13 protein-coding genes are annotated in these 25796 nt (G+C 46.1%); 2 read left to right on the top strand and 11 right to left on the bottom strand.

The genetic code is table 11. The features are described from left to right. Positions 1-457 precede the first annotated feature (457 nt). On the top strand, positions 458-1975 hold the full coding sequence (locus tag IKG78_RS20075; RefSeq protein ID WP_290947409.1) for an HD domain-containing phosphohydrolase: 1518 nt from the start codon (positions 458-460) through the stop codon (positions 1973-1975). A gap of 61 nt (positions 1976-2036) precedes the next feature. Here IKG78_RS20075 and IKG78_RS20070 read toward each other — a convergent pair whose 3' ends face one another. The 9 genes from IKG78_RS20070 to IKG78_RS20030 form a co-directional block, all read right to left on the bottom strand. Beyond that, complete coding sequence (locus tag IKG78_RS20070) at positions 2037-5675, bottom strand: response regulator (protein WP_290947406.1); 3639 nt, start codon at positions 5673-5675, stop codon at positions 2037-2039. A 507-nt stretch (positions 5676-6182) separates the two neighbouring features. After that, positions 6183-8072, bottom strand: a complete 1890-nt coding sequence (locus IKG78_RS20065) for an endo-1,4-beta-xylanase (RefSeq protein ID WP_290947403.1) — start codon at positions 8070-8072, stop codon at positions 6183-6185. Positions 8073-8601: 529 nt separating this feature from the next. Next, entirely contained in the window at positions 8602-10458 is a 1857-nt protein-coding gene (locus tag IKG78_RS20060; protein WP_290947401.1) for an endo-1,4-beta-xylanase, read from the bottom strand. A 535-nt stretch (positions 10459-10993) separates the two neighbouring features. Then, positions 10994-12865 carry an endo-1,4-beta-xylanase gene (locus tag IKG78_RS20055; RefSeq protein WP_290947398.1) on the bottom strand — a complete coding sequence of 624 codons (1872 nt, stop codon included), beginning with the start codon at positions 12863-12865 and terminating at the stop codon, positions 10994-10996. A 219-nt stretch (positions 12866-13084) separates the two neighbouring features. Continuing rightward, positions 13085-14743, bottom strand: a complete 1659-nt coding sequence (locus tag IKG78_RS20050; RefSeq protein WP_290947395.1) for a cellulase family glycosylhydrolase — start codon at positions 14741-14743, stop codon at positions 13085-13087. Positions 14744-14914: 171 nt separating this feature from the next. After that, on the bottom strand, positions 14915-16918 hold the full coding sequence (locus tag IKG78_RS20045; protein ID WP_290947392.1) for an FISUMP domain-containing protein: 2004 nt from the start codon (positions 16916-16918) through the stop codon (positions 14915-14917). A 9-nt stretch (positions 16919-16927) separates the two neighbouring features. Next, the gene (locus IKG78_RS20040) at positions 16928-17761 is read right to left on the bottom strand and encodes a TIGR02147 family protein (RefSeq protein WP_290947388.1); all 834 of its coding nucleotides are present in this window, start codon (positions 17759-17761) and stop codon (positions 16928-16930) included. 385 nt (positions 17762-18146) lie between these two features. After that, positions 18147-20045, bottom strand: coding sequence for an FISUMP domain-containing protein (locus IKG78_RS20035; protein WP_290947385.1), 1899 nt, complete (start codon positions 20043-20045; stop codon positions 18147-18149). 9 nt (positions 20046-20054) lie between these two features. Continuing rightward, the gene (locus IKG78_RS20030; RefSeq protein ID WP_290947382.1) at positions 20055-20888 is read right to left on the bottom strand and encodes a TIGR02147 family protein; all 834 of its coding nucleotides are present in this window, start codon (positions 20886-20888) and stop codon (positions 20055-20057) included. A gap of 560 nt (positions 20889-21448) precedes the next feature. On the opposite strand from IKG78_RS20030, the gene IKG78_RS20025 reads away from it, so the two are divergent. Next, the gene (locus IKG78_RS20025; protein ID WP_290947379.1) at positions 21449-22615 is read left to right on the top strand and encodes a GSCFA domain-containing protein; all 1167 of its coding nucleotides are present in this window, start codon (positions 21449-21451) and stop codon (positions 22613-22615) included. A 374-nt stretch (positions 22616-22989) separates the two neighbouring features. Here IKG78_RS20025 and IKG78_RS20020 read toward each other — a convergent pair whose 3' ends face one another. Together IKG78_RS20020 and IKG78_RS20015 are read right to left on the bottom strand one after the other, a co-directional pair. Continuing rightward, positions 22990-24840 carry an FISUMP domain-containing protein gene (locus IKG78_RS20020; RefSeq protein WP_290947376.1) on the bottom strand — a complete coding sequence of 617 codons (1851 nt, stop codon included), beginning with the start codon at positions 24838-24840 and terminating at the stop codon, positions 22990-22992. Positions 24841-24854: 14 nt separating this feature from the next. After that, positions 24855-25685 carry a TIGR02147 family protein gene (locus tag IKG78_RS20015; protein WP_290947374.1) on the bottom strand — a complete coding sequence of 277 codons (831 nt, stop codon included), beginning with the start codon at positions 25683-25685 and terminating at the stop codon, positions 24855-24857. Between the last annotated feature and the right edge of the window lie 111 nt (positions 25686-25796).

Genomic DNA, 25796 nt, shown 5'->3' with positions numbered 1-25796 from the left:
CGATAAGCCGTCGTCCCATAATATAAGATACTCATATTTTAAGTGGTTCGTGATTAAAAGAAGGCGTAAAGTCTTGAAAAAAGGCAATATAAGGGTGGTTAGTAGGAAGTAGGAAGTAGGCGGTAGGAAGTAGGCGGTAGGAAGTAGGCAGTGGTTAGTGATTAGTGGTTAGTGAGCTGTAGGCGGTAGGAAGTAAGAAGTTTGCAATGCCGTCATCCTGGAGGCGTCAGCCGATAGGATCCAGTAAAATTAAGAGGTTCGTGGTTAGCGGTTAAAGAAATCAAAATTACATAATTGTATCAAGTGTTTATGTTACGAACGCAATGGGGGCGGCGAGCCCTCAACCCGCAAAAAAAATTGATATTTCAAGAACTTAACCGTCCTTTTTCGTAGCTTTTTTCTTAAATTATGGTTATACCGCCATAACGGTGTTAAGAAACGAGAAAATTATCGGATAATGAACAACGAACGTGCTAAAATTTTAATCGTCGATGACGATGCCATGAACAGAGCCGTACTTTCGGATCTGCTGTGCGACGAATATGATATTATCGAAGCAAAAGATGGCGATGAAGCCCTCCAAATTCTCGAAAAAGATGCTACTGAAATTACGCTTGTACTGCTCGACATGGTAATGCCCGGCCGCGACGGAATAGAGGTGCTCAAAGTCATGAACGAAAAAGGGTGGATCAAGGGAACCCCCGTCGTCATGATTTCGGCAGAAACATCCAGCACGCAGGTTTCTAAGGCATTCGCACTTGGAGTCACGGACTTTATTTACCGCCCGTTCGACCAGATGGTCGTGCAAACCCGCGTCCGCAATACGATCCGGCTTTACGTGAAGCAGATGCAGCTGTCCGAGCTTGTCACGAACAAGATTTACGAAAGAACACGCAACAGCGACATGCTGATTTCCATATTGAGCCACATCGTCGAATTCCGCAATGGCGAAAGTGGCCAGCACGTTCTGCACATCAAGACGCTTACCGACATTCTGTTGCGAGCTTTACTTAAACGTTCTAGCGAATACAACATTACTGAAGACGACATCAATTCCATTGCAACTGCTTCGGCGATGCACGACATCGGAAAGATTACGATTCCCAGCGAGATTTTGAACAAGCCCGGAAGGTTAACCCCGGAAGAATTCGAAATCATGAAGCAGCATTCCATGAACGGCGCCAACATGCTCGACGGCATGCATTTCTTCAAGAACGAATCGTTGATGAAATACACGTACGAAATATGCAGATGGCACCACGAACGCTGGGACGGACGCGGCTACCCCGACGGACTCAAGCAAAACGAAATTCCCATATCGGCTCAAGTGGTTTCCATCGCAGATGTCTATGACGCATTGACGAGCGACCGCTGCTACAAAAAAGCTTTTCCGCATGAAAAAGCACTTGCGATGATCCGCAACAATGAATGTGGCGTGTTCAATCCGCTACTTCTGGAATGCCTCGGCGATGTCGCCGACACTCTGCCCGAAGAAATGAGCAAGAACCACTCAAAGCAGTTAAGCCAAGAAAAATTTTCAAAAATTGCAAGGTCCATTTTCGAAAATGACGACAACTCTTCGGACAACACGATTCTTCAGCAATACCGAAACGAACACAAAAAAAGCTTGTTCTTCGAGTCCTTCCAGAAAGGGATTGTCTTTGAATATACTTACGACCCTTCTGTGCTAAAGATTTCGGCCAAAGGTTCAGAAATTTTAGGATTCCCGCAGACAAAGGTCGAGCCGGAAAAGAGCAGTGCTTTTTGGGATATTATCGGGCGCCATAATTGGAACAACTTCTCCAAGTTGCTTTACGATTCACAACAAAGCGGCGATTCATTTGAATTCAAGTGCGATATCATGGTAAAAGCCCGTAAAAGACCTTGTTCTATCAAAGTCCAACAAGCTTGGAATAGAATCGATCCGGAGCATCCGCGACTCATATCCGTCTATGGATGTATTGATTTGTTTTAGAATAGAAAGTGGTTAGTGGTTAGTGGTTAGGCACAGCATCCTAGCACTGGCAGAGCCGTTTCTACTTTAAGAACTTTTTTAGTACTTCTTTGAGCTTGACCACATCGATGGGTTTGGCGATATGTTCGTTCATACCGGCATCGATAGCGGCCTTGCGGTCTTCTTCAAACGCATTTGCGGTCATGGCGACAATCGGAACATTTTTTAGATACTCGCTATCCATCGCCCTTATGCAGCGGGACGCTTCAAGACCGCTCATGATAGGCATCTGTACATCCATGAGAATCAAGTCATAAGCATTCGACGGAGCTGTCTTGAGTTTTTCCACGGCCAAAGAGCCATCATCAAGGCAATCAACCACTAAACCCATATCGCTCAGAAGACTTTGTGCGATTTCTTGATTCAGTTCGTTATCTTCGACGAGGAGAACTTTCTTGCCCGTAAAGTCAAATGGTTCTTCCGCCCCTTTTTTGTCATCATCCTGCAAAGCTCCGATTGCACGGGCCAAAGAATCGCGAACTTCGGAAAGGAAAAGCGGTTTGCTGATAAAGTCTGTCACTCCGGCTTTCCGCGCCTCTTTTTCAATTTCCGACCAGTCGTAAGAGGTCATGATGACAACAGGCTTTTCATCTACAGGAATCCGTCTGATTTCGCGGACTACATCAATAGCGCCCATGTCCAGCATGGCGCAATCGACGATAATGACTGCGTACGGCTCGCCGCGCTTGGCCGATTCGTGCATCAAAAGAACAGCCTCGTTGCCATACATCGTCCATTCCGCACGCATTCCAAGATGCCACAAAAGCTGCGTAGCGCTAGAACAAGCGTTATAATCGCTTTCGACGACAAGAGCACGGGCATTCCTCAGTTTTTGCAAGTTTGTCAAATCTACTGAGGTTTCTTGAATTTTCAAATCTAAATGGACAATGAATTCCGTTCCTTTTCCTGGAGCGCTGACCACATCTATCGTACCGCCCATCATATCGACAATTTTCTTCGTAATGGACATTCCAAGCCCTGTTCCCTGCGTCTTGGATAAAGTTGAGGTTCGTTCGCGTTCAAACGGTTCGTACAGAACTTTCAAGAATTCAGGACTCATGCCGATGCCATCGTCCTTCACATGGAACTCGTAAGAGCCAACATTGTCGTGAGTCGCTGTCTGGCGGACTAGCACATGGATATTGCCACCCACAGGCGTAAACTTGACCGCATTGGAAAGCAAGTTTATCAGCACTTGATGCAAACGCAGTTTGTCACAGACAACATTTTCGTTATCCACATTAAAGCTGTCCATGCAAAGTTTTTGATGTTTGACGTTAGCCTCCCCTAGAATAATCGTATTCAAGTCGTGCATGATTTCGGACAAGCTGCAATTCACGTCTTCGAGAACGATTTTTCCAGATTCGATACGGCTCATATCCAAGATATCGTTTATAAGCGAAAGCAGATGCGTACTGGAGACAACCGTCTTTTCAAGATAATTCTTGACGATGGATGCATCCCCCAGATTGCACAAAGCGAGCCTTGTAAAACCGATAATGGCGTTCATCGGAGTGCGAATATCGTGCGACATATTCGAGAGAAATACCGTCTTAGCCTTGTTCGCGGCTTCTGTCTGCACGAGGGCTTTTTCCAAAAGGACTTGTTGCTCTTCAAGTGCCTTTTTCTGCTCTGCAATTTTCGCATCCAGTTCCATCTTTTGCGCAGTCTCGTTATCGATGAACATGAACGCAAGAATGAAACTGACAGGAACTCCGTTTTTGCGTTCAATGACATACATCACCACACGACGCCATTCGCCTTTGAGCGCCCTGTAGCTGTATTCGCGTTTATCATCGTTCGCCAAGTACGTACGCATAAAATCGACATTCGAAAAGTTTTCCCAAATTCCGCGGAAATCGGGCAAAACAGCCTTGCTGAATTCGAGAACAGAAGCGCTATAAGGGGCAATTCCACCGTAATCACGGCCCCTGGCATAGACAGAAGAATCGCGGACGCTACGAATGGTATTGTCTTCGAGGTTCACAAAATAAACGCCAAAGTAATCTTCATAAATCTTGCTATCGACATAACGATTGAGGATTTCAATATCCTTGTCGGCAAAACCTAGCACAACGGCTTTCGGCTTATCTTCTTCGGAACCAACTTTTACGAACTTCATTTCGCAATAGCGGGTAACATCCCCATCAAAACTCCGGTACTGCGTAATAAAAGACTTCTGCGCATTGAGTTGGGCTTCGATATTTTTTATGGAACCGGCATCGAGCACCATCGCCTTGTCCGCTTCATAGACAAAACTATCGACATACATCTTGAAAGCGTCGGAATAGTGGATTCCGTTCGAAAAAATCTTTCCGAACTTTGATTCCGTATAAGCGTTCATCGTATAAGGCGTGAGACTATCCGTTTCGAGATCGATGTAATAAACAGACGAATATTCCGTCGCAAGAACGTTAATGATATCGAAATTGCGTTCCATATCGCGCTTATGTTCTTCTCTCGCAACAACTTCATCGTTGACGTTTGCGACAGCGATAATAATGTGGTCAGCCGCTAATTTAGACCAAAGAGCCTTGAGACGGTAATACTGGGGTTGCCCATCGACAACAAGCCTGTACTCTATAGAATAGGACTTATCCCCCGCAAGTTGCGTGAGCAAAAATTTCTTGTTCATAACGGAGACAAGTTTTTCAACATCCTGTGGATAAATTATTTTTTTGATATCTCTGAGGCATTCGTGAAAAAAATTCTTTCCCGACATTACCAATTTCAGCTTGATGTAGCTGTCTTCTTTGTTGAATACATCATACGATTCATCTATCAAGTTCACGTAATAGATGATTTCATATTCAACGCTCAGAGCATTTGCGATTTCGGAAAATTCGCGGTTCATCAAATTCGAGCGCGTGATTTCATCGCGGTCCGCAATGCCAAGGACGATACTGGAGAGATTATCGCCGGACAACCGAACGAATTTCATTTCGTAATAGCGGTCCTTATCGTTCTTAAAATCAACTTCAAAACTACTTTGTTTCAAAAGCCTTGCACGAATGTTCCGGATAGAAGCAAGATCCAGAACCCGCTTACGGTCTTCGGCAATGACTGATTTCTCTACATATTTTTCAAGTGCCTCGGAATACGATTCCTTATCTCGAACGCTTTCCTCAAAGACGTTTTCCATATTGGACTTTACATAGGGAATCATCTCTTCGGTATCGAGATTTATACTGTAAAGCGATTCATATTCGGCTGCAAAAGCCCGGATGACGCGGTTGCCCTCTTCAATTTTCATGCGTTTCCGCATTTCGTCATCGACATTCAAGAAACAAACCGCGGCATGGTCCTCGTCGCGACCACGAGAAACCTGAAGCCTACAATAGCGCTCCATACCCGTAGAAAGGCCTCGAATCACATAGGAGAAGGTGCTTTCTTTTTTCAGACGGTTGCGGATATATTCCGGCGACAAAAGCCCCTTCAACTGTTCACGGTCATCGACATGGACATCTTCGGAAATAAACTTTTTCAAGACATCGAAACCGTTACAGCCGTCTTCCCTATACTCTTTCTTGGTATCGTCTTCGCGATAATAAACAGCATACGTATGGTCAACGAGATTTAGGTAATAAGCCGAGATGAACTGCTCGTAAAATACGTCTGCAAAAAGGTCTGCGTATGCGGATTGTCTCTTACTATCACTCATTTATGCTCCACTTCGATAGTCATAAATAAAATTACATCATTTTTGAACAATTTGATAAGGCTGAGGGTGGAAATTTTTGAATTTTTGGGGGAGAGGTTAGTAGGAAGTAGGCGGTAGGAAGTAGGAAGAGGACAAATGCGTAAAGCGAGCGTCGCGAGTAAGCTTGCTTACTCATGACCGAGCTTAGCATTTGGGATTAGAGCGAAGCGATAATCCAATGTAAGGGGTTCCGTATCTGTGATGAGTACTGTGTAAGGAGATCCCGGCCCTTCGGCATGGTTCGGCAGGCTCACCAACCGAGCTCAGGGACCTTAGGCCGGGATGACAATGTGATGAGAACTGTGACTGGATCCTTCCTCCCTTCGGTCGTCAGGATGACGCTCGTCCCCCCTAAAACCTAACCCCTACTACCTAATCCCTAATTGCAAAAGAACCTTCGAGGGGGTACCTCGAAGGCCTTTGGGTATTCTCCCTTTTTGGATATGGGGAGTGTGGATTAGGAACTTTTTAGCGAGCGATTCGGACGGACTTCACTGCGCCATTTTTCACGGAGCGGAGCAAGTAAATGCCTTGAGTCTTGATTTCGCTCGTAGTCTTGAGGATTTGCACAGCATCATCCATGGTATAAGCTCTCATGCGACCGAGACGAACTCCGTTCACGTCAAAGACATCGTAGGCGCCAAGCACCGGAATTTCCATGTGGATTTTCGTCTGGATGGCTTGGCCCGGTTTATCGCCACCTTGGCCCGGATTGTCACCACCTTGACCGGGATTATCGTTACCCTTATTCTCCGGATCAGCAGCATCCTTGCCTTCGACAAAGTTGAAGTAGTCGATATCGAACCAGGAACTGGTCACATCCATGCGGAGGATATGCTTGCCTGCCGGGAGATTGATGTTAGCCTTTACATTGCTGAAATCGTCGAAACTTGAACCGGAAAGGGCGACCTTTTCAACAGCAACCTTGCCATCGACAGAAAGCGAGAAGCTAGAAGTCGAATTTTCTGTCGCGACAGAGGCAAATACGGTATAGTCGCCAGCCTTTGCCACGTTTACAGTCCATTCATACCAATCACCTTCCTGGTTATATCCGAGTACAACACCGGTAGCTTTCTTGTAAAGGTCAGCGCCCGTGTCCTTGCGGTAATCGGAGTCACCGTGATTTTCGCTGTCGTCGCCGTACGAGGCATTGCTGGAGCCGTCTTCGTTTTTGCCCTGGCCCGGTTTATCGAAGTTTTCAACTTCGACCTTGCCCGGAATGGCAATCGGAGAACCCTTGAACGGTTCCTGCGGAACAGGTTCCACCGGAGTCACATCACCTGTTGCAAGACCAGTCGTGTTCACGCCCTTGTTCTTGGAGAGGTAATCTCTGAGCCACGCCATAGCGGCGCGATCCTTGCCATCCTTGATAATGCCGGAGCATCCGGGAGCTTTTCCGTTACAGTCGAGCCAAGTATGGCCATAGATATAGCCCCACAACGTAATACCTGCAACGTGCTCGTTTTCCATGAAGTGCGTGATCTGTTCCTGATAGCACTGTTTCTGGATATTGTCATCGGTCGTTGCAATGTCGTATTCGCTAATGAACATCGGAGTCTGGGTCTTGTCCCAAATTTCCTTGGTAATGCTCTTGAGCGTATTGATGTTCAAGCAGACGCCGCCGCCACCGGTACCGCCTTGGCCACCGCCCTGACTCATCATGTCATGAGCCTGCAAGCCGTAAGCGTCAACCGGAGCGCCGTTTTTCTTGATGGTCTGGATAAGCTGAATGCCCTGATCCTTATTCCACTGGACGGTGTTGTAGTCGTTATAGATGAGGATTGCCTTCGGCCAACGTTCACGTGCCATCTTGAAGGCAGTCGTTACGAACTGGTAATTGCCACCGTTATCGCCACCGAGTGCCGGAATGATGTTGTTGTTTTTGCCGTAAGGAGAATGATAGCTGTTGTTACCCGTACGGATAGCTTCGTTCACCACGTCGATCATTTCGAGATCGGGGTAATGTTCCTTGACAGCATCGAACCAGGCTGTAATCGCCTTCTTCGTTTCTTCTGTGCTAAGGCCATTGAGCCAGCCTGGATACTGGGAACCCCATACCAAGGCGTGGAACTTGAAGTGACCACCGTTCTGTTTTGCCCAGTTATAGGCGGCATCGCAGGCGCCCCAATTGTAACGGCCACGAGTACCCTCGACGGAGCCCCACTTACAGCCGTTTTCAGCTGTCGCCTGGTTCCACAGTTTGGTAAACTGGTCATTAGGACCAGGAGCAGTGCCAGACTGTGTGATGTTGCCGATAAACTTGGCAGCACCGTCGGCAATACCGGGGCCTGCATACGAAAAAACGGCCCCACTTAAAAGCGCAGCAGACACTACGCCCTTCAAATATTTTGATTTCATAATCACATCCCTATAGGTTAGAACCTACACACCTAATTTGAATTTATTCTCTTTTTTTTCAAATAACTTCAAAAAGAGATAAATATCATTGACAATTTGTCGATAAATAGAAATTTACAATGAAAGTAGGAAGTAGACAGTAGGCGGTAGGAAGTGAAACGCAAGGGGTTCCGTATCTGTGATGAGAACTGTGTAAGGAGATCCCGGCACTGTGACCGGGATGACAATGCGAAAAGTACCGTGTAAGTGATTAGAGCTGACTGGATCCTATCGGCTGACGCCTCCAGGATGACAGCAACGGCATAAATTCTATCGCATCCTGTCACCCTGGAGGGAATCCGTAGGATGACCGATAGGGTCCACGCATTACATGATTTCACTGAATCATTAGTCCCGATATACTCAGGACATTCCTACCACCTACAACCTATCACCTAAAACCTAATTACAAACAAAGAACCTTCGAGTGTTACCTCGAAGGCCTTTGGGTATTTAAGGCTCCCTTGGGGGAGTTATGGATTAGGAATTTTTAGCGAGCGACGCGGACGGACTTCACGGCACCATTCTTCACGGAGCGGAGCAAGTAGATGCCCTGAACCTTGATGTCGCTTGTGCTCTTAAGAATTTCCACAGCTTCGCCCATGGAGTAGGCTCTCATGCGACCGAGACGGACACCGTTCACGTCAAAGACATCATAGGCACTGAGCACCGGGGTTTCCATGTGGATGGTCGTACGGATAGCTTCGCCCGGCTTGTCACCGCCTTCGCCACCGTTTCCACCTTCTTTACCGCCTTCGCTGCCACCTTCAGCAGGATCCTTTGCATCCTTGCCTTCGACAAAGTTGAAGTAGTCAATATCGAACCAGGAGCCGGTCACATCCATGCGGAGGACATGCTTGCCAGCCGGGAGCGAGATGTTCGCCTTGACATTGCTGAAATCGTCAAAGCTTGAACCAGAAAGCGCGACCTTTTCGACAGCGACCTTGCCATCGACAGAAAGCGAGAAGCTAGAAGTCGAATTTTCCGTGGCGACAGAAGCGAATACGGTATAGTCACCAGCTTTCTTCACATCAACGGTCCATTCGTACCAATCACCTTCTTGGTTATAGCCGAGCACAACTCCAGAGGCCTTCTTGTACAAGTCTGCACCCGTGTCCTTGCGGTAATCGGAGTCGCCGTGGTTCTCAGTGTCGTCGCTGTAAGAAGCGTTGCTTGTACCATCGTCGTTCTTGCCCTGGCCCGGCTTATCGAAGTCTTCCACTTCGACCTTGCCCGGAATGGCAATCGGAGAACCCTTGAACGGTTCCTGCGGAACAGGCTCCACCGGAGCTACGTCACCCGTAGCAAGTCCTGTGGTATTGGCACCCTTGTTCTTGGAGAGGTATTCCTTGAGCCAAGTCATGGCCGGACGGTCCTTGCCATCCCTGATAATGCCGGAGTTACCGCCGGATGTCCAAGTTGCACCGTAGATATAACCCCAAATGGTGATACCCGCAATGTGCTCGTTTTCCATGAAGTAGGAAATCTGCTGCGAGTAGCAATTCTTCTGGTCATTGTCGTCATTCGAAGCGATATCGTATTCAGAAATGAACAGCGGAATCTGCGTCTTGTTCCAGATTTCTTCGATGGCGCTCTTGAGCGTATTGATGTTCAAGCAGGAACCGCCACCGCCCTGGCCACCTTGCTGACCACCGGAAACCTGCATGTCGTGAGCCTGCAAGCCGTAGGCATCCACCGGAGCACCGGCTTTCTTCAGCTTCTGGATAAGGTCAATACCTTCGTTTTTCTGCCACTGGACGGTATTGTAGTCGTTATAAATCAAGATTGCATTCGGCCAACGTTTACGGGCCATTCTGAAGGCTTCTGCCACGAATTCGTAGTTGCCGTTATCGCCACCGAGAGCCGCGATAATATTGGTGCTCGGATAGTCGGAATGGTAGCTGTTATTGCCCGTGCGGATAGCTTCGTTCACCACGTCGATCATTTCAAGATCGGGGTAATGCTTGGCAACGGCGTCAAACCATTCTTCAATGATTTGCTTAGTTTCGGAAGCACTCTTGCCCTTGATCCAGTTCGGATACTGGGAACCCCACACCAAAGCGTGGAACTTGAAGTGGCCACCGTTTTTTTTTGCCCAGTTATAAGCGGCATCGCAACCGCTCCAGTTGAACTGACCACGGCCAGTGTTGATAGAACCCCACTTACATTCGTTTTCAGCAGTGATCTGGTTCCACAGTTCCGTAAAGTCACTACGGACTTGACCGCGAGTCGTAATGTTACCGACAAACTTAGCCGCACCATCAGCCAAGCCGGGACCAGCAACAGCGTTAACTGCACCACCCAAAAGCGCTGCAGACAATAATCCTTTTAAGAATTTTGATTTCATTTCCACATCCTCATAAGTAAAATACCCATACAACCACTATAAACATATTCTTGGTTTTTTCTAATTTACAGAAACCGCATACATTTATCGTTGACAAATTGTCCATAACGGAATATTTACGAAAAAGAGAAGTAGGAAGTTGGAAGTAGGCGGTAGGAAGTGATTAGTGGTTAGTGGTTAGTGGTTAGTGATTAGGGATATGCAAGGGGGAATGAGGTATGGGGTCGCCCACTACCGTGGGCTTTGGGGTATGGGCGATTGCAATAAGTTCCGTATCTGTGATGAGAACTGTGTAAGGAGATCCCGGCACTGAGGCCGGGATGACAATGCGAAAAGTACCGTGTAAGTGATTAGAGCTGTATGGATCCTATCGCCTTTGGCTCCAGGATGACAGTTTCGGCGGCGAAGCCGCGATTTATCACCTAATACCTAATCCCTACAACCTACTACCTAACAAAAAAGACCTCCGAGTGTTACCTCGAAGGCCCTTGGGTATTTAAGGCTCCCTTGGGGGGAGCTATGGATTAGGAACTTTTTAGCGCGTAACGCGAACCGTCTTGACGGCACCGTTCTTGACACCGCGGAGCATGTAAATGCCCTGAATCTTGATGGCCTTCGTGCTCTTGAGCATCGAAACGGCTTCGCTCATGGAATAAGCACTCATGCGACCGAGGCGGACACCGTTCATGTCAAAGACATCGTAATCGGCAAGTTCAGGAGTCGCCATGCGAACGTTCGAGTGGATGGCATCGTTCGGACCCGGCTTGTCGATATCATCAGGATCTTTTGCGTCCTTGCCTTCGGCAAAATTGAAGAAGTCGATATCGAACCAGGCGCCCGTCACGTCCATACGGAGGATGTGCTTGCCTTCCGGGAGCGTCACGTTGGCTTTTACCTTAGTGAAATCGTCAAAGCTTGTTCCAGAAAGTTCAACCTTTTCTACAACAGTCTTGCCGTCAACAGAAAGCGAGAAGCTAGAAGTCGAATTTTCCGTTGCGACAGAAGCGAACACGGTATAATCCCCAGCCTTCTTCACGTTCACCGTCCATTCAAGCCAGTCACCTTCGGCATTGTAGCCAGAGACGACACCAGTAGCCTTCTTGTAGAGGTCCACAGCCGGAGCGTCATCCTTACGGTAGTCGGAATCGCCATGGTTTTCAGAATCATCGCCGTAAGACGCATTGCTCGTGCCATCGTCGTTGACACCCTTGCCCGGAACGTCGAAATCTTCAACTTCAATCTTGCCTGGAATGTCGAGCGGCTTGCCCTTGAACGGAACTTGCGGTTCGGGCTCGATGGGCGTGAAGGTCACGTCGTTTTTACCCTTGCTTAAGTTGTTCGCAAAATATTCTTCGAGCCAGTTCATGGAAGCGCGCTTGCGGCCGTCCTTTTCGATAAGGCCCGTGTTTGCGACCCAAGTAGAGCCGTTGATATAGCCCCAGATGGTGATACCCGCGACCCAGGGAGTTTCCCACATGAACGGAATCTGGTTTGCGTAATCGTTTTTCTGTTTGGTATCGTCCGCTTCGCCGATATCGTATTCCGAAACGAGAAGCGGAAGGCCCGTCTCGTTATGGATGCGGGTCATCTTGCTTTCGAAATCGGACTTGCTCATGCCCTTGCAGTCGTGAGCCTGCTGGCCGTACGCATCGACCGGAGCGCCATTCTTGACAATCGTTTGAATGAGTTCAATACCTTCGTTGATCTGCCAGGAAAGCGTATTGTAGTCGTTATAGATAAGCACGGCCTTCGGCCAGCGTTCGCGGGCCATCTTGAAGGCAGTCGTGATAAAGTCATACTGGTGCTTGCCATTCACCACACGGTCACCGCCGAGGGCTTCGATAATGTAGGAGCCGCCGCATTCGGTATCGTCGGTGCTGTGCCCTTCGGCACCTGCAGCAGGCTTGCCGTAACCAGAGTGGTAGTTGTTACCCGCCCAAATCGCCTCGTTCACCACATCGATGTATTCGAGGTCCGGGAACTTAGCCGCAACGGCATCAAACCATTCCGTAATGTACTGCTTGGTGAGTTCTACGGTAATGCCCGGATTCTTCTTTTTGCAGAGGAAGTTCGGGTACTGCGAGCCCCAAACGAGAGCGTGGAACTTGAAGTGGCGTTCGCCCGGTTTTTCCTTGGCCCACTTGTAGGCGCTTTCGCACTTGTCGAAGTTGTCCCAGGCGAACTTGCTTGTACCGCTGTTGCCGTTAGAAAGGGAATGGATGGAGCCCCACTTACAGCCGTTTTCGGGAGTAATCTGGTTCCAGTATTGAGCAAAGTCGCTGCGAATCTGGCCACCCGTGGTGATGTTACCGACGAACTTGGCGCCACCATCAGCGAGAGCGGCGTTAGCTACGGAAACAAAACTAGCGATGGCTACTGCAGCCAAAGAGAGAGAAAGTTTTCTCATATACCTAATCCTCATACACGGTTAATACCCATAACCATTCTAAACATATCCTCTTTTTTGAAAAGTGCTCCAATAACGCAAATACTTATCATTGATAAAAAGTCCATGAAAGAATATTCGCAAATGGAGATGCCCAATCTGTCACCCCGGACTTGTTCCGGGGTCGGCTTTCGTCTTATAATACTGATGCCGGAACGGAGTCCGGCATGACAACCAAACTTATTTGATGCGGTGGCCTGTCAAATCAAAGCGTTTGCCGTTCTTTTCAATGAAGAGTTTGTTGTTTTGGACGCGGAGGCGTGGAGAAGTGGATTTTTCAAGTGCATGCGAATGCATGAGAGAGCGAATGCTAGATGTTTCTTCGCATTTTTCACCTTCGCAGAAACGGAGCCAGTCGATATTGACGTAATTGCCAACAATTTGCATTTTGACAACATGTTCACCCTCTGCAATTTCACCTAATTTGGATTGAATGCCGCTATAATTCGACCAATTTTCACCCTGCGTTGCAAAAATCGTGTCCGAAACAGCCTTGTTATCGATAAAAATCTGCACTCCAGCCTTTTCGGAAGCGGTTGCCATCTGGATCTCGACGGAGTAAGCCGCCGTTTTTGCGACATTGACGGTGTATTCGAGCCATTCGCCTTCATTGGTGAATCCGATAGCGTAGCCTTTCGAAAGATCCGCAGAATCCAAAGCGACGATATCCACGGCATCTTTGCGGTAGAAGCCGCCCTCGTTGTCGGAGGACTTATCATAGAACGAGACGCGGCTACCGCCGAGGTCGTAATTTTCTGCTTCAATTTTGCCAGGAACTGTAGCGGCCTTCCCTGCAACCGTTTTTCCGTCCGCATCAAAACCGCCAAACGGTTCCTGAACAGGCGGATTCGTTTCAACAGTATCGGCCCAAGCCATCTGCATGCGATCGACACCGGACTGGTTCACAATTTCAAGCTTGATGTTCGCACCTTCTCCCGAACGCTTGGTCATGCTGTACCAGTCCCCATCGCGAAGCCCCGGCCAATAGAAACTCCCCATTTCCCATTCGCGGAGCTGATCGGACATGCCACGGATGTAAGCCGTAAAATAATTGTTAGGTGGTTGATTATAATCCATGTAATCGTAATGGACACCGTTCTTTTCGCCAGGACCCATAGCGCCACCCCATTCCGTGCAAACCGTGCGATCAATGTACTTGCCCACCTTGCCCTTAAAGCTGTTTTTCCAGCCTTGTTCGGTGGTAATGCTCATGTTCCAGAAGGTGTATTCGTGAACGGCAAAAAGGCAGCCCTCGAAACGGGGGTCATCGGCAATGTCCGGGACATTCCAAGCGAGGCCGGAACCATCGAGCAAGATGTGGTCACGGGGAACGTTCGGGAACTTTTCGAGCCATTTCGCGTACAGGTTACGGAGTTCGTCTTTGCTGTACATGTGCGGTTCGTTGAAAATTTCAAAATAGGCATTCGGATGGTCGCCGTACTTTTCGACAAGTTTCGCCCACATTTTCCACCAATCGTCCATATTCTTCGGGCCTGCAGGTTGAGCGGGGCCCCAATAGCCCATTGCGACACGCCCATGTTCAAGTGCGGCGTCTAATGCACCGGAATACATATCGAACGCTTTGAGGATTGTCGGTTCGTTCACCGGCATGCGCACGCTGTTTGTGCCAAGCACTTCCTGGAACTGCCCGACAATGCGGTCTGCGATAGCATAAGCCGATTCGTGATTGTCCGAAAGGCTCATGCCCGAAAGCACCAGCACATCCGAGACGAAGTTGTCACGCTTGTCCGCCCAGTTCACACCACGGAACTGGCTCGTGACGGCGAACGAATTTGCGCAAAGAAGAAAAGCTAAACCAAGAACTCTTAACATGTTCATAGCAACATCCCGTTTTAAATTGTTCTACTAACCCGATTACAAAAGTAATCTTTGCGAAATGAGAAAGGATGTGCGGAAATTAAAGTTCTTTTGTCAATTTATCAATAGAAGGCGGGCCGAAGCCCGCCTTCCGTTCCTCCTTACCAAAAGAGAGAGATAGAGAGAGAGAGATTATTTTTTGATGCAGCGGACCGGAGCCTCCTCATTGAACAATCCGACATAAGCATCACCATATGCTTGATAACGATCATAATCCCATAGCAAAGAATCATTGTTATAAGGGAAAGCAACAACGTCCATTTCAAGCTGATACTTTTCATAAAACAACCAGTTAAAGAAATTAGAATACGAACTGTTGCCCTTTTCAGGAACTGCGACAAATCTAACGCTACGGCTATACACCCTATTTTTAATACTCAGCGAAGGAATTTTCGCATCATAATCCACGGTCATCATTTCCGTAAATCCGAAACCGCTACCGTCAGCATCCCTAAGTGAACCTCCTTGAGTACGCATATTTTCTTGCAAAATAACCCAATCGTTTTTATTGGGGAGTCTCCACCCATCAGGACATACGCCTTGATAAATGACAGGCTTTGATTCAGGAACAACCCGAGATATATCCAAACGACAGCGGCCATACCGTTCTTCGCAATATTCGTATAAATTTACAGCGGTATCAAGAAATTCGCATTCCCCATTCATCGTTTTTATCGAACAATACTCTATAGCATCCGGACCATTTTTAAAAGCTTCTTCATGATACTCAAATGGATTGTATTTAAGGGTCTTGCATCTATCTTCTACAACCACAGTATCATAAGACTCGACATAAACATTACGTACCGCATCATATACTTCATTCCTTACAATATCCGTCAAGCCGATATCAGACCAATCTAGATTCATCGCCGCCTTCCACGTATAATAACGGCCCAACTTTTCGCAAGAGGGATCACCGTCCCAGCATTTTGTACTTTCGAGCAAATTATTTTTCAACACGCTATCGGCATTCGAAGATGTCGTATCTGCATAGTTCAGATTTTCAGCCATCCACGTCTGCGTAACACCGCCCCAATTATACGTGACCGTTTTGTACGTTTTACCGTCACGATTATCGACCATCGTTCCATTCGTGTATTCAATCTTTTTCCATCCCGGTACCCATTTATTGGAGTGACAAACTATCGATTCGTAACCAATAGAATTACCGCCTATAATCCTTTGGGCTTCATTTTCTCGAGATTCCGTACAACGTCCTATATCTGTATTACGGGCATAGCTACCTATTTTATAATTAATAAACTTAATCGTATTTTCATATACCTGTTTTGCTTTTTCGTCCAATGCAGCAACAATTTTAGGTGGCACAAAATAAAAAGCTTCTATACTAATCGGAAGAGATGCACTGCAAATAAAAACCGAGTCCATTGCAATACGCATTATCCGTAACACATAAGACAATTCACCATTTACACTTTCCAAGCTTTCAAAATCGCCCAAGTCCTCATAAACCCCAAAACGATCAAGAACATCAAGTTCCGCTCTTTTACATGCCGAATCAAAAGGCATACCTTCCGCAAAGTATTTTTTTACCAACGGGATTTTCATATCAGACAACGTATTAACACTTATTTTGGAATATTTACGCACATCTACGATTGCACTTAAAGGAAGTCGATATTTTTTTCCTACAATCACGGAATCAGCCGAAAAGCCAGGAATCATCCCAATACAGTTATAGCTCATGCAAGAATCACGTACATCCACAAGCACATACGGACTGTTAAAATCAATTTCTTTAAACGCAAAGTGACCGTTAGCATTATCTACCGAATCAACGAGAAAGCGACCCGTCGTATCAAGAGTCAACGAATCCAGTTCATAAACAACTACAACAGTCCCTTCTGCAGCTTTTATATACTTATCGCCATTTAGAGAGGCATCCGTTGAACCATTCTCACCAGTATGCAAATCCAGCAATTTCGGATAAACATCGCTAGCTAGACCAACCAAGGCGAACCCCTGTTCTTCTTCGGTACCGCCATGAGCACCATTTAGAGAATTGTCTTCGGAACAACCCGAACACATCATGAGAAGCGCAAAAGCCATAATCAAGCAGAACGCCGCACCGATAAAATCGGCCACTATCGTGTTTCGATTTAATTTTTTCATGATATCCTCCTAACCCTTTTTATTTAAACGTTTATTCGTCATCGGAAAGAACTGCATATTCAAGCGATACACTTCTTCCGTCGCATCATCTTCTCTTGCAATCGCGATGATGCGCTTGCGGCACTCTGCAATTTCCTGAACGATTTTTTCATAGGCCTGCCGCGTGATGCCAAGCGTAAGTCCCGAGAAATGGCGTTCATCCTGAGACACGCCCTCGATAGCCTCAAGCGCAAACTCGCCCATCTGGCGGTGCAGCGTACGGACCGCTACCGGAGTAGCCTTCATGGGACCCGTCGTCACGGATTTTTCCGTCTGTACGTAATTTCCGTCTTTGTCCTTTTGCAATAAATTCGCCTTGACCAAAAAGCTCAGCGACTCCGTCACTTCGGCGGCAGTAATTTCTGGGCGGCAAGCACGTGCAAGCGCAAGCGGTTTCGCACCCGGCATCGAAGGGGCAAGTTCACGGAGCACCGGGTTCTTCCAGTCTTCGAAAAAACGGTACGAATCGGCCTCTATAACCTTTACCTTGTGCGCATCGGCAATCGCAAGCATCTTGTTGAAAAAGACTTTTTTTTCATCATCCGTCTTGGCATGGTCAAAGCGGACCATTTCACAGAAATAGTCGCGCTCGTATTCCACAAGGGACATTGCAGCAGCCACACGGAGCGCAGCCTCTTCGCTCAAGTTGAAGCGACCTTCGCTCACGTACTTAAGATAAACAGGCGAAGAAAAGCCCGCCTTTTCAGCGAACATCTGCCAAGTAAATGCGGACTTGGCTTTTTTATCGGCATAGTAGTCCGCAATGTACTGCCGATAGCCAGTGTATTCTAGCACATCTTTCATTGTTCCTCCTTACAAACGGCATCATCATTTCACGCATTGCAAAAAAGCGTCGAGCTGTTTCATGATTCAAATATACTATCAAATTTCAAAAAAGTCAATAGTTTTTACAATATAAAATTTAGTTTTTTATCAAATTTTAGCATTTTTACAAAATTTTAATAAAAAATCAAGCATTTTTCACAATATAGAAAATAGACAATAGCCATTGGTCAATGGTTAATGGTTAAAAACCGTCCCCGGCACAACGGCCGGGGTGACAACAACGAAAAAGAGATTCCCGATCGAGTCGGGAATGACAGTACCCAAGGCTGATGGAGAATGCAAAAAAGAAGGCGGGGCGAACCCCGTCTTCCGTTCCTCCTTACACAAAAGGGAGAGAGAGAGATTAATTTTTGATGCAGCGGACAGCGGCTTTTTGATACGGATCACTCAAGGCGCCTTGAAGCAATTCAGAAACCTGCTCCTTATTTTCATTCTTATAAATAGTCATGTGCATTTCGGAAGGGAAATTCAAATCAAATCCTTCATGCACTTTCCACGTGTTAAAGAAATCCATTACATAGAAAAGCACATCAGCCATAACAAAATAATTGTAGAACCCCATCCTGCGAATGAGCACCCTAAAATACTCAGCCCCATCGCCACCGCCCAAGGCATAGATATAGCTTTTCAAACCAAATCCTGTCGCTTCACCGTCATACAACACCGGCACTACGGAACTATAATCAACGCCATACTGTTCGCCCAAATTTCGCAACAAAGTCATCCAATCATCTAACGACGGGATACGCCACCCATCAGGGCAAATACCTTGATAAGAGTTCTGGTTCGTTGGAGTAACATAATCCATGTAATTCCAAGCCCAAGATCTTGCAATACGCCCTTTCTCCTGATTTTCACTTCCATACAACACCGTATCACAAGAATCAACAACAGCCTTCACAGAAGCCAAAAACATTGAATCATTAAGATACGCATCTACACACCTCTTGCTCAAAAGGATGGTATCGCCTTGTGCACCGACCGAATACGATTTTATACTATCGTCCTCGATTTTCATCGCGTCATGCCATTGATACTCACGACCATAAGCTCCGCAACCTTCGCCATGAACTTCAGGATGATAACAAGAAGCAGCATCTGCAAAATCGAGATTTTCGGCCATCCAAGTTTGCGAGTTTCCGCCAAAATTATACGTTACCGTCTTATAAATTTTCCCATCGCGCTTATCCGTCACAGAACCCTTGCTATGGTCAATTTTTTTAAATCCGATAGTCCACTTTCCAGAACGGCACACAACAGCAATATCATTCCCAAGCGCATCCTTCACCGCTCCTGTCTCATTTTCGCGTGCTTCAGAACAACGTCCCAAACCATCTTGACGAGCCAAATAGCCAATTTCATATTCAATCATTTTCACAGAATTCAAATAGTACTCTTCCAAAGATTTGCCCAATACAGAGAAGGCTTCGACAGGAGCAAAATAAAGAGGTATATTCAACCGGCCCATTTGAAAGCGGATATCAGCAGAATCTAGCCGGAACAGTTCATTCACATAGAACAATTCCGAATCATCGCGAGAAAGATCTTCGAACGTCCCCAAATTATCATATATTCCCAAATTTTCAAGAATTTCCCGTTCTGCCAATTCATTTGCTTCTGCAAAAGTTTTGCCTTCGGCCATGTACGCCCGCAAAAGAGGTATTTTCGCCATCGTCAACGAATTGACACGGACCTTTTCAATGTCTCGCAGACACACCATAGCACTCAGTGTTTGTTTGTACTTATGCGAATTTTCATTTTTAACAAATTCATCATTATACGCATAACGCAAGCCTCGATCTCGGCAATCTTCCGTATAGCAAGATTCTTGCATCACAATCAGCACATACGGGCTATTCAAATCAAGGCTATCAAACTTAAAGTAGCCGCTATCATTATTTACAGCATCCACAAAGAAGCGGCCCGTCGTATCAAGAGTCAAAGAATCCAGTTCATAAACAGAGACAATCGTCCCCTTTGAAGCGAACACAGACCCTTCGTTCTTCAAAGAATCCTTCCCCTCTTCTTCCGCCGATTTCAGCAATCGGGGATACACATCGCCAGCTTGCCCCACCAAAGCATACACACCTTGTTCTTCGGCGGCACCGCCATGAGCGCCGTTTATCGGAGAATTGTCTTCGGAACAACCCGAATACATCATGAGCAGTGCAAGCGACATCATCAAGCAGAACGCAACCCCGATAAAATCACGCACAAGCGTGTTACGAATTAAGTTTTTCATGGTTTCCTCCTAGTCCTTTTTATTTAAACTTTTGTTTGTCATCGGGAAGAACTGCACGTTCAAGCGATAGACTTCGTCTGTCGCAGATTCACGTGTCGCAATCGCGATGATGTCCTTGCGGAATTCGGCAATTTTCCGCACAATTTCCTCGTACGCTTCGCGTGTAATGCCAAGCGTAAGGCCCGAAAAATGGCGTTCGCCCTGCGGCACGCCCTCGATAGCGTCGAGCGCGAACTCGCCCATCTGGCGATGCATTCCGCGAACCGCAAGCGGCGTAACATCCATCGGGCCGGTCGTCACCGTTTTTTCTGTTTGGGAATAATTGCCGTCTTTGTCTTTCTTGAGCAAATCCGCCTTGACCAAAAAGTTCAGCGATTCGCTGACTTCGGCAGCAGAGATTTCTGGGCGGCAGGCATGAGCGAGTGCCAAAGGCTTTGCGCCAGGCATGGCGGGAGCAAGTTCGCGGAGTACCGGATTTTTCCAGTCTTCGAAAAAGCGGAACGATTCGCCTTCTAGGATTTTCGCCTTATTCGCATCCGCAATCGAAATCATTTTGCTGAACGCCGCACGCTTTTCATCATCGCTCTTCGCATGGTCAAACTTGACCATCTCGACAAAGAACTCGCATTCGAAATCCGCAAGATGCATGGCCTTCGCCGTGCGCCCAGCGGCTTCTTCACTCAGGTTGAAGCGGCCTTCGCTCACGTATTTAAGGTAAACTGGCGACGAGAAACCCGCCGCTTTGGCGAACTCCTGCCAAGAAAACGCGGACTTCGCCTTACGATCGGCGTAGTAGTCTGCGATATACTGGCGGTAGTCCCTGTATTCAAGTATATCTTTCATTTATCCTCCTTACAAAACGGTCTCTTCTAGGAACTTTTTTGAACGGTTTCGCTAGCGGACCGACTGTTGATATTCCAAATATAGTTCATTAATTTTCAAAAATCAATAGTTTCACAATATAAAATTTTATTTTTATTTAAAATTTTAAAGATTTTTATAGAAATTTAGAAAATTATCAAATTTTACAATATGAATTTTTAAGTTTGAATTACACCGCCGGTGTCGGAAGGTCTGACGCAATTATCCGCACGGGAAAAGTCAATCACTTTACTTCAATTACATACTAAAAAAGGAAATTCGACTTCTTAGTATGTAAAATTCGGCAGGAAAATGCTTCAAAAGAGCCACACAACTCGATTTTTCGACATTTTCTCTTCAAATTCGACTTCAAAGCAGACTTTTGCCGCAAAAATTACATACTAAAAGCCACAAAAGTAATTTTAGTATGTAAGCACACAAAGTAACAAAACATCATTTACATACTAAAAAGAAAAAACAGGCGTTTTAGTATGTAAAATCAAGCTTGGTCATACACAAAAAAATGTTTTTATATTTTTTCCATGAATTTCTTCACTAAAATCGACATTCCGGCGGCCAAATGGCAAATTGACTACAATTCGCACATTGCATTTTTCGGGTCGTGCTTCGCGGATAACATTTCTGCACAGTTTGCGGCACGCAAATTCAAGGTTCTCGTCAATCCGTTCGGGACTGTCTATAATCCGCTTTCGATAGCAGCACAAATCCATGCGATTGCAAACGAGAAAAAATTTGGAGAGCCAGAAGTTTTTCAGGACATGCGGTCGATTAGCGAAAAGGAATGGTTAGAATCTCTCGGCAAACCGAAGAATAGCGGCAAGCATAGCGACGCACCATGGCATTGCTGGGATGCACACAGTTCGCTTTCCGCGGCAACTCGCGAAGAGTGCATTGCAAAGCTGGACAATGCCGTAACCAACGCACGGGAATTTTTGCAAAAAGCCGACGCCGTATTCATCACGCTCGGGACTGCATTCGTGTATTTTTTGAAAGGGTACGCGGTCGCCGTTTCGAACTGTCATCGTCAAAATCCTAATTTATTCATACGTAAAATGATTTACGTAGAGCACGTTGTAAAAGCGTTGGAATGCATCGTGCAAGACTTGCGGAAGATAAAAAGCGATATGCGGATTGTTTTCACGGTTTCGCCACTCCGGCACTTGAGCGACGGTGCGCACGAGAACACGCTTTCGAAAGCGACACTGCAACTTGCGATAGAGAAGTTTATAAGAGAGATCGCCACGACTCCTACGGAGTCTCGCGATGACAAGGCCGGATTCGCGACGGAATCTCGCGATGACAAGGCCGGATTCGCGGCGGAATCTCGCGATGACATGGCTGGAATTGCAGAGGAATCTACAACGACAGTCAGTTATTTTCCTAGCTACGAAATCGTGATGGACGAGCTACGCGACTACCGCTTTTACGACAACGACATGATTCACTTGTCCAAAACCGCTGAAGAATACATTTTCGAACGCATGGTAGAAACCTACTGCGACAAGAAAACACGCGACAACATCAAGCAAGTCGAAAAATTCCTGAAAAGCGCAAACCACCGCATACAAGATGCGGACTCCCCCGCCACCGCAACATTTCTTCAAAAGCTACACGCAGAAGCAACAAGACTCGAAAGTCAAATCGCGGGGCTGAACCTTGATAACGAAAAGCACAAGTTTGAAAAATAACTGGATCCTGCTCCTACGAACCTAATTCAACTAAGGCTCTAAAGAGCCTAGTTTCATATATCGGGCTAACGCCCTCAGGATGACGAGATGCGTGTAAGGCAACCCCGGAATAAAAGCAACCAAGGCGAATGTTGCGAAAATGCTTGCATTTTCATAACTGAGCCGAAGTGCTTTGTACTTGTACAAATCCGGGGTGACAGCATTGAGGACGACGAGACACATGAGCATAATAGGATAGCAAGATACACGCGTAAGAATCCGTATAAAAAAAGGCAGGCCGAAGCCCGCCTTCTTTTTTCTACCCTTTTTAGGTTTCTTAAGCAATGACACTTGTTTCTTCCGATGACGATCCAATCACTGCAGCCTCCAATTCCTTAATTCTTGATGCAACGAACTGAATAAAATGTCGAAGCAAAGTCATAGCGATAGCGCGCAGAAACAAGACATTCGCCATTCACTTTCATAGAACAACCATTGTCCCAACCAACAGCCGAACTATACCCCGATTGATTATACCCTTTTTCAATATCAGGAACTGCCACAAAATTTGGTCCCCTCTTTAGCCAATCTTCATCACTCCTTATCAAAACCAAACTTTTCATATTAAAACCCGTAGCAACTTCATCAGCAAGCGCTGCAACAGTCACTCCTTGACTAGTAAAGTATTCATATAAAGAACTCCAATCCCTTTGATTCGGGAGACGCCATCCGTCAGGACATATGCCTTGATAATTCATTATATTAGACTGGGATAAATAATCCGCATAATTCCATTTCCAAAGTGCATCACCTTCGCCAAGCATCGTCAATATGCCTTCAGGATAAAGAGTTTTACAATATTTTCCGCTTTCCCTACGCTTTTCTCCGCAATTAGAAGTTTCAATTGAATTGCACTTATTTAAATCTTCAATCATAGATTTACACTTATCATCCAAGAAAACCGTATCGCTCTCAGGAAGCGCAAGAAACACCTTCATCGAGTTTCTATCCATGTTCATCGCAGCCTGCCATTCATACAAGCGGCCATTTACTTCGCAGGCAAATTCATCGCCAGCAAGACAGCCCGCGCTTTCACGTAAATCAGACTTCAGCGTATCACCATTCGGCATAACCGATCCGTCAAAATTCAGATTTTCCGCCATCCAAGTTTGCGGTTTACCGTTAATGTTGTACGTCACCGTTTTATAGGATTTTCCATCACGATCATCGACCATGGTTCCACTCGTAAATTCAATCCTTTTATACTGCAATTCCCATTTTCCAGAACGGCAAGCAAGTTCACGTTCCCCATAGGGAGCTGTTTCACCTTCACGCGAGTCTGTACATTGTTCCAAGCCTTGGCGCTTAGCAATAAAGCCAACTTTCAATTCCTGATATGACATATTCCTCTCATACAACGACTCATTTTCTTTACTAGAAGAAAAAGCTGCACGAGGAATTTGTGCATAAAAATCAATACTTTCTTCAAATGCCAAAAGAATAGTATTGGTATCCCCCATAAAATACATATTGACGTCTTCATGAATCGTAGATATAAACTCTTTAACACGCATAAACTCAGCATCGCACTCATTTTGCGGAGTTTCAAAAGGGACAAAATTCTTATATATTCCATGACTTTCAAGTATATCACGTTCAGCCTTTTCTCCCGCCTCAGCAAAAGACATTCCGGCAACAAAATAATCGTACAAAATAGGAGCCTTCATAAGCGTCAAAATATTTAACTCGATATTTTTAGACACCCGTAAATCTACAATTGAAGTTAATTCAGGAACATAAACATCTGTAAGACCGTCAGCGCAGGTTTCGCGCCCCTCAAAAGCAGCAACCCATGATTGGCAGAACAAATGATTATAAGGATCAAGCACGCTTATCCGAACATACGGGCTATTGAGCGAAAGATTCTTAAAATCAAAATGGCCGTTACTATCTAAAATTGTATCGACAAAAATACGTCCCGTCGTATCCAACGAAATCGAATCCAATTCAAAAACCTTAACAACAGTTCCAGGCATTACAGATAAGACATTCGAAGAATTCAAAGAATCCGGCATGACACTCATTTTAGCAACAGCACCCACTTGCCCCGCCAAAGCATAGACGCCCGTTTCTTCAACAGTGCCTCCTGCAACAGAGACATTGTTTTCCGAGCACGCTGCGAATACAAAGGCAAGCAGCATAGCCATTTTGCATACAAAATTTTTGTTTATTTTTGAGTACTTCATAATTTCCTCCAACTCTATTTTTTTAAATCTTGTTTTTGCGTCAGCGGGAAAAGTTGCATATTCAGACGATAGACTTCATCCGTTGCGGCATTTTTCCGAGCAATGGCGACAACTCGTTTACGACAATCGGCAATTTCTTGCACAATTTCGTCATAGCCTTCTTTCGTAATGCCGAATGTGACACCAGAAAAATTTCGTTTATCCTGAGTTACACTTTCAATCGCCTCAAGCGCAAGTTCGCCCATTTGGCGGTGCATGCTGCGGACAGCCAACGGAGTCACGCTCATCGGCCCCGTCGTCAAGGATTTTTCTGTTTGAACGTAATTGCCTTCTTCATTTTTTTCAAGGAATCCGCCTTTAACAAGGAAGTTCAGTACATCGCTGACTTCGGCGGCGGTGATTTCCGGGCGGCAGGCATGGGCAAGAGCAAGCGGTTTTGCTCCAGGCATTGAAGGGGCTAGTTCACGAATGACTGGATTTTTCCAGCTTTCAAAAAAACGGAATGAATCGCCTTCCAAAATTTTAGCCTTGTGCGCATCGGCAATGGCAAGCATTTTGTTGAAGGCTGCCTTCTTTTCAGCATCCGTTTTCGCATGGTCAAACCGGACCATTTCTGCGAAATATTCTTTTTCGTAATCGGCCAGGCGCATGGCATCAGCGACGCGAGCAGTCGCCGTTTCGCTCAAGTTAAAGCGGCCTTCGCTCACGTATTTCAGATAAACACGCGAAGAAAAACCAGCTTCGTTTGCGAACTCTTGCCAAGTAAATGCAGATTTCGCCTTTTTATCGGCGTAGTAATCTGCAATATACTGACGATAGCTCGTATATTCCAAAATTTCTTTCACTTTTCCTCCTTACTGCGACCTCTATTTTTTGTCGTGGCCGCCAGTTAAAACGAATTTCGGTTTATGCGCCCGATTCGTTCCTGAAATCAAATATACATCAAAATTTTCAAA

Source organism: Fibrobacter sp. (assembly GCF_017545445.1).
Lineage (GTDB): Bacteria > Fibrobacterota > Fibrobacteria > Fibrobacterales > Fibrobacteraceae > Fibrobacter.
The sequence above is the reverse complement of the archived record's forward strand: the minus strand, read 5'-3'. Positions and strand labels throughout refer to the sequence as shown.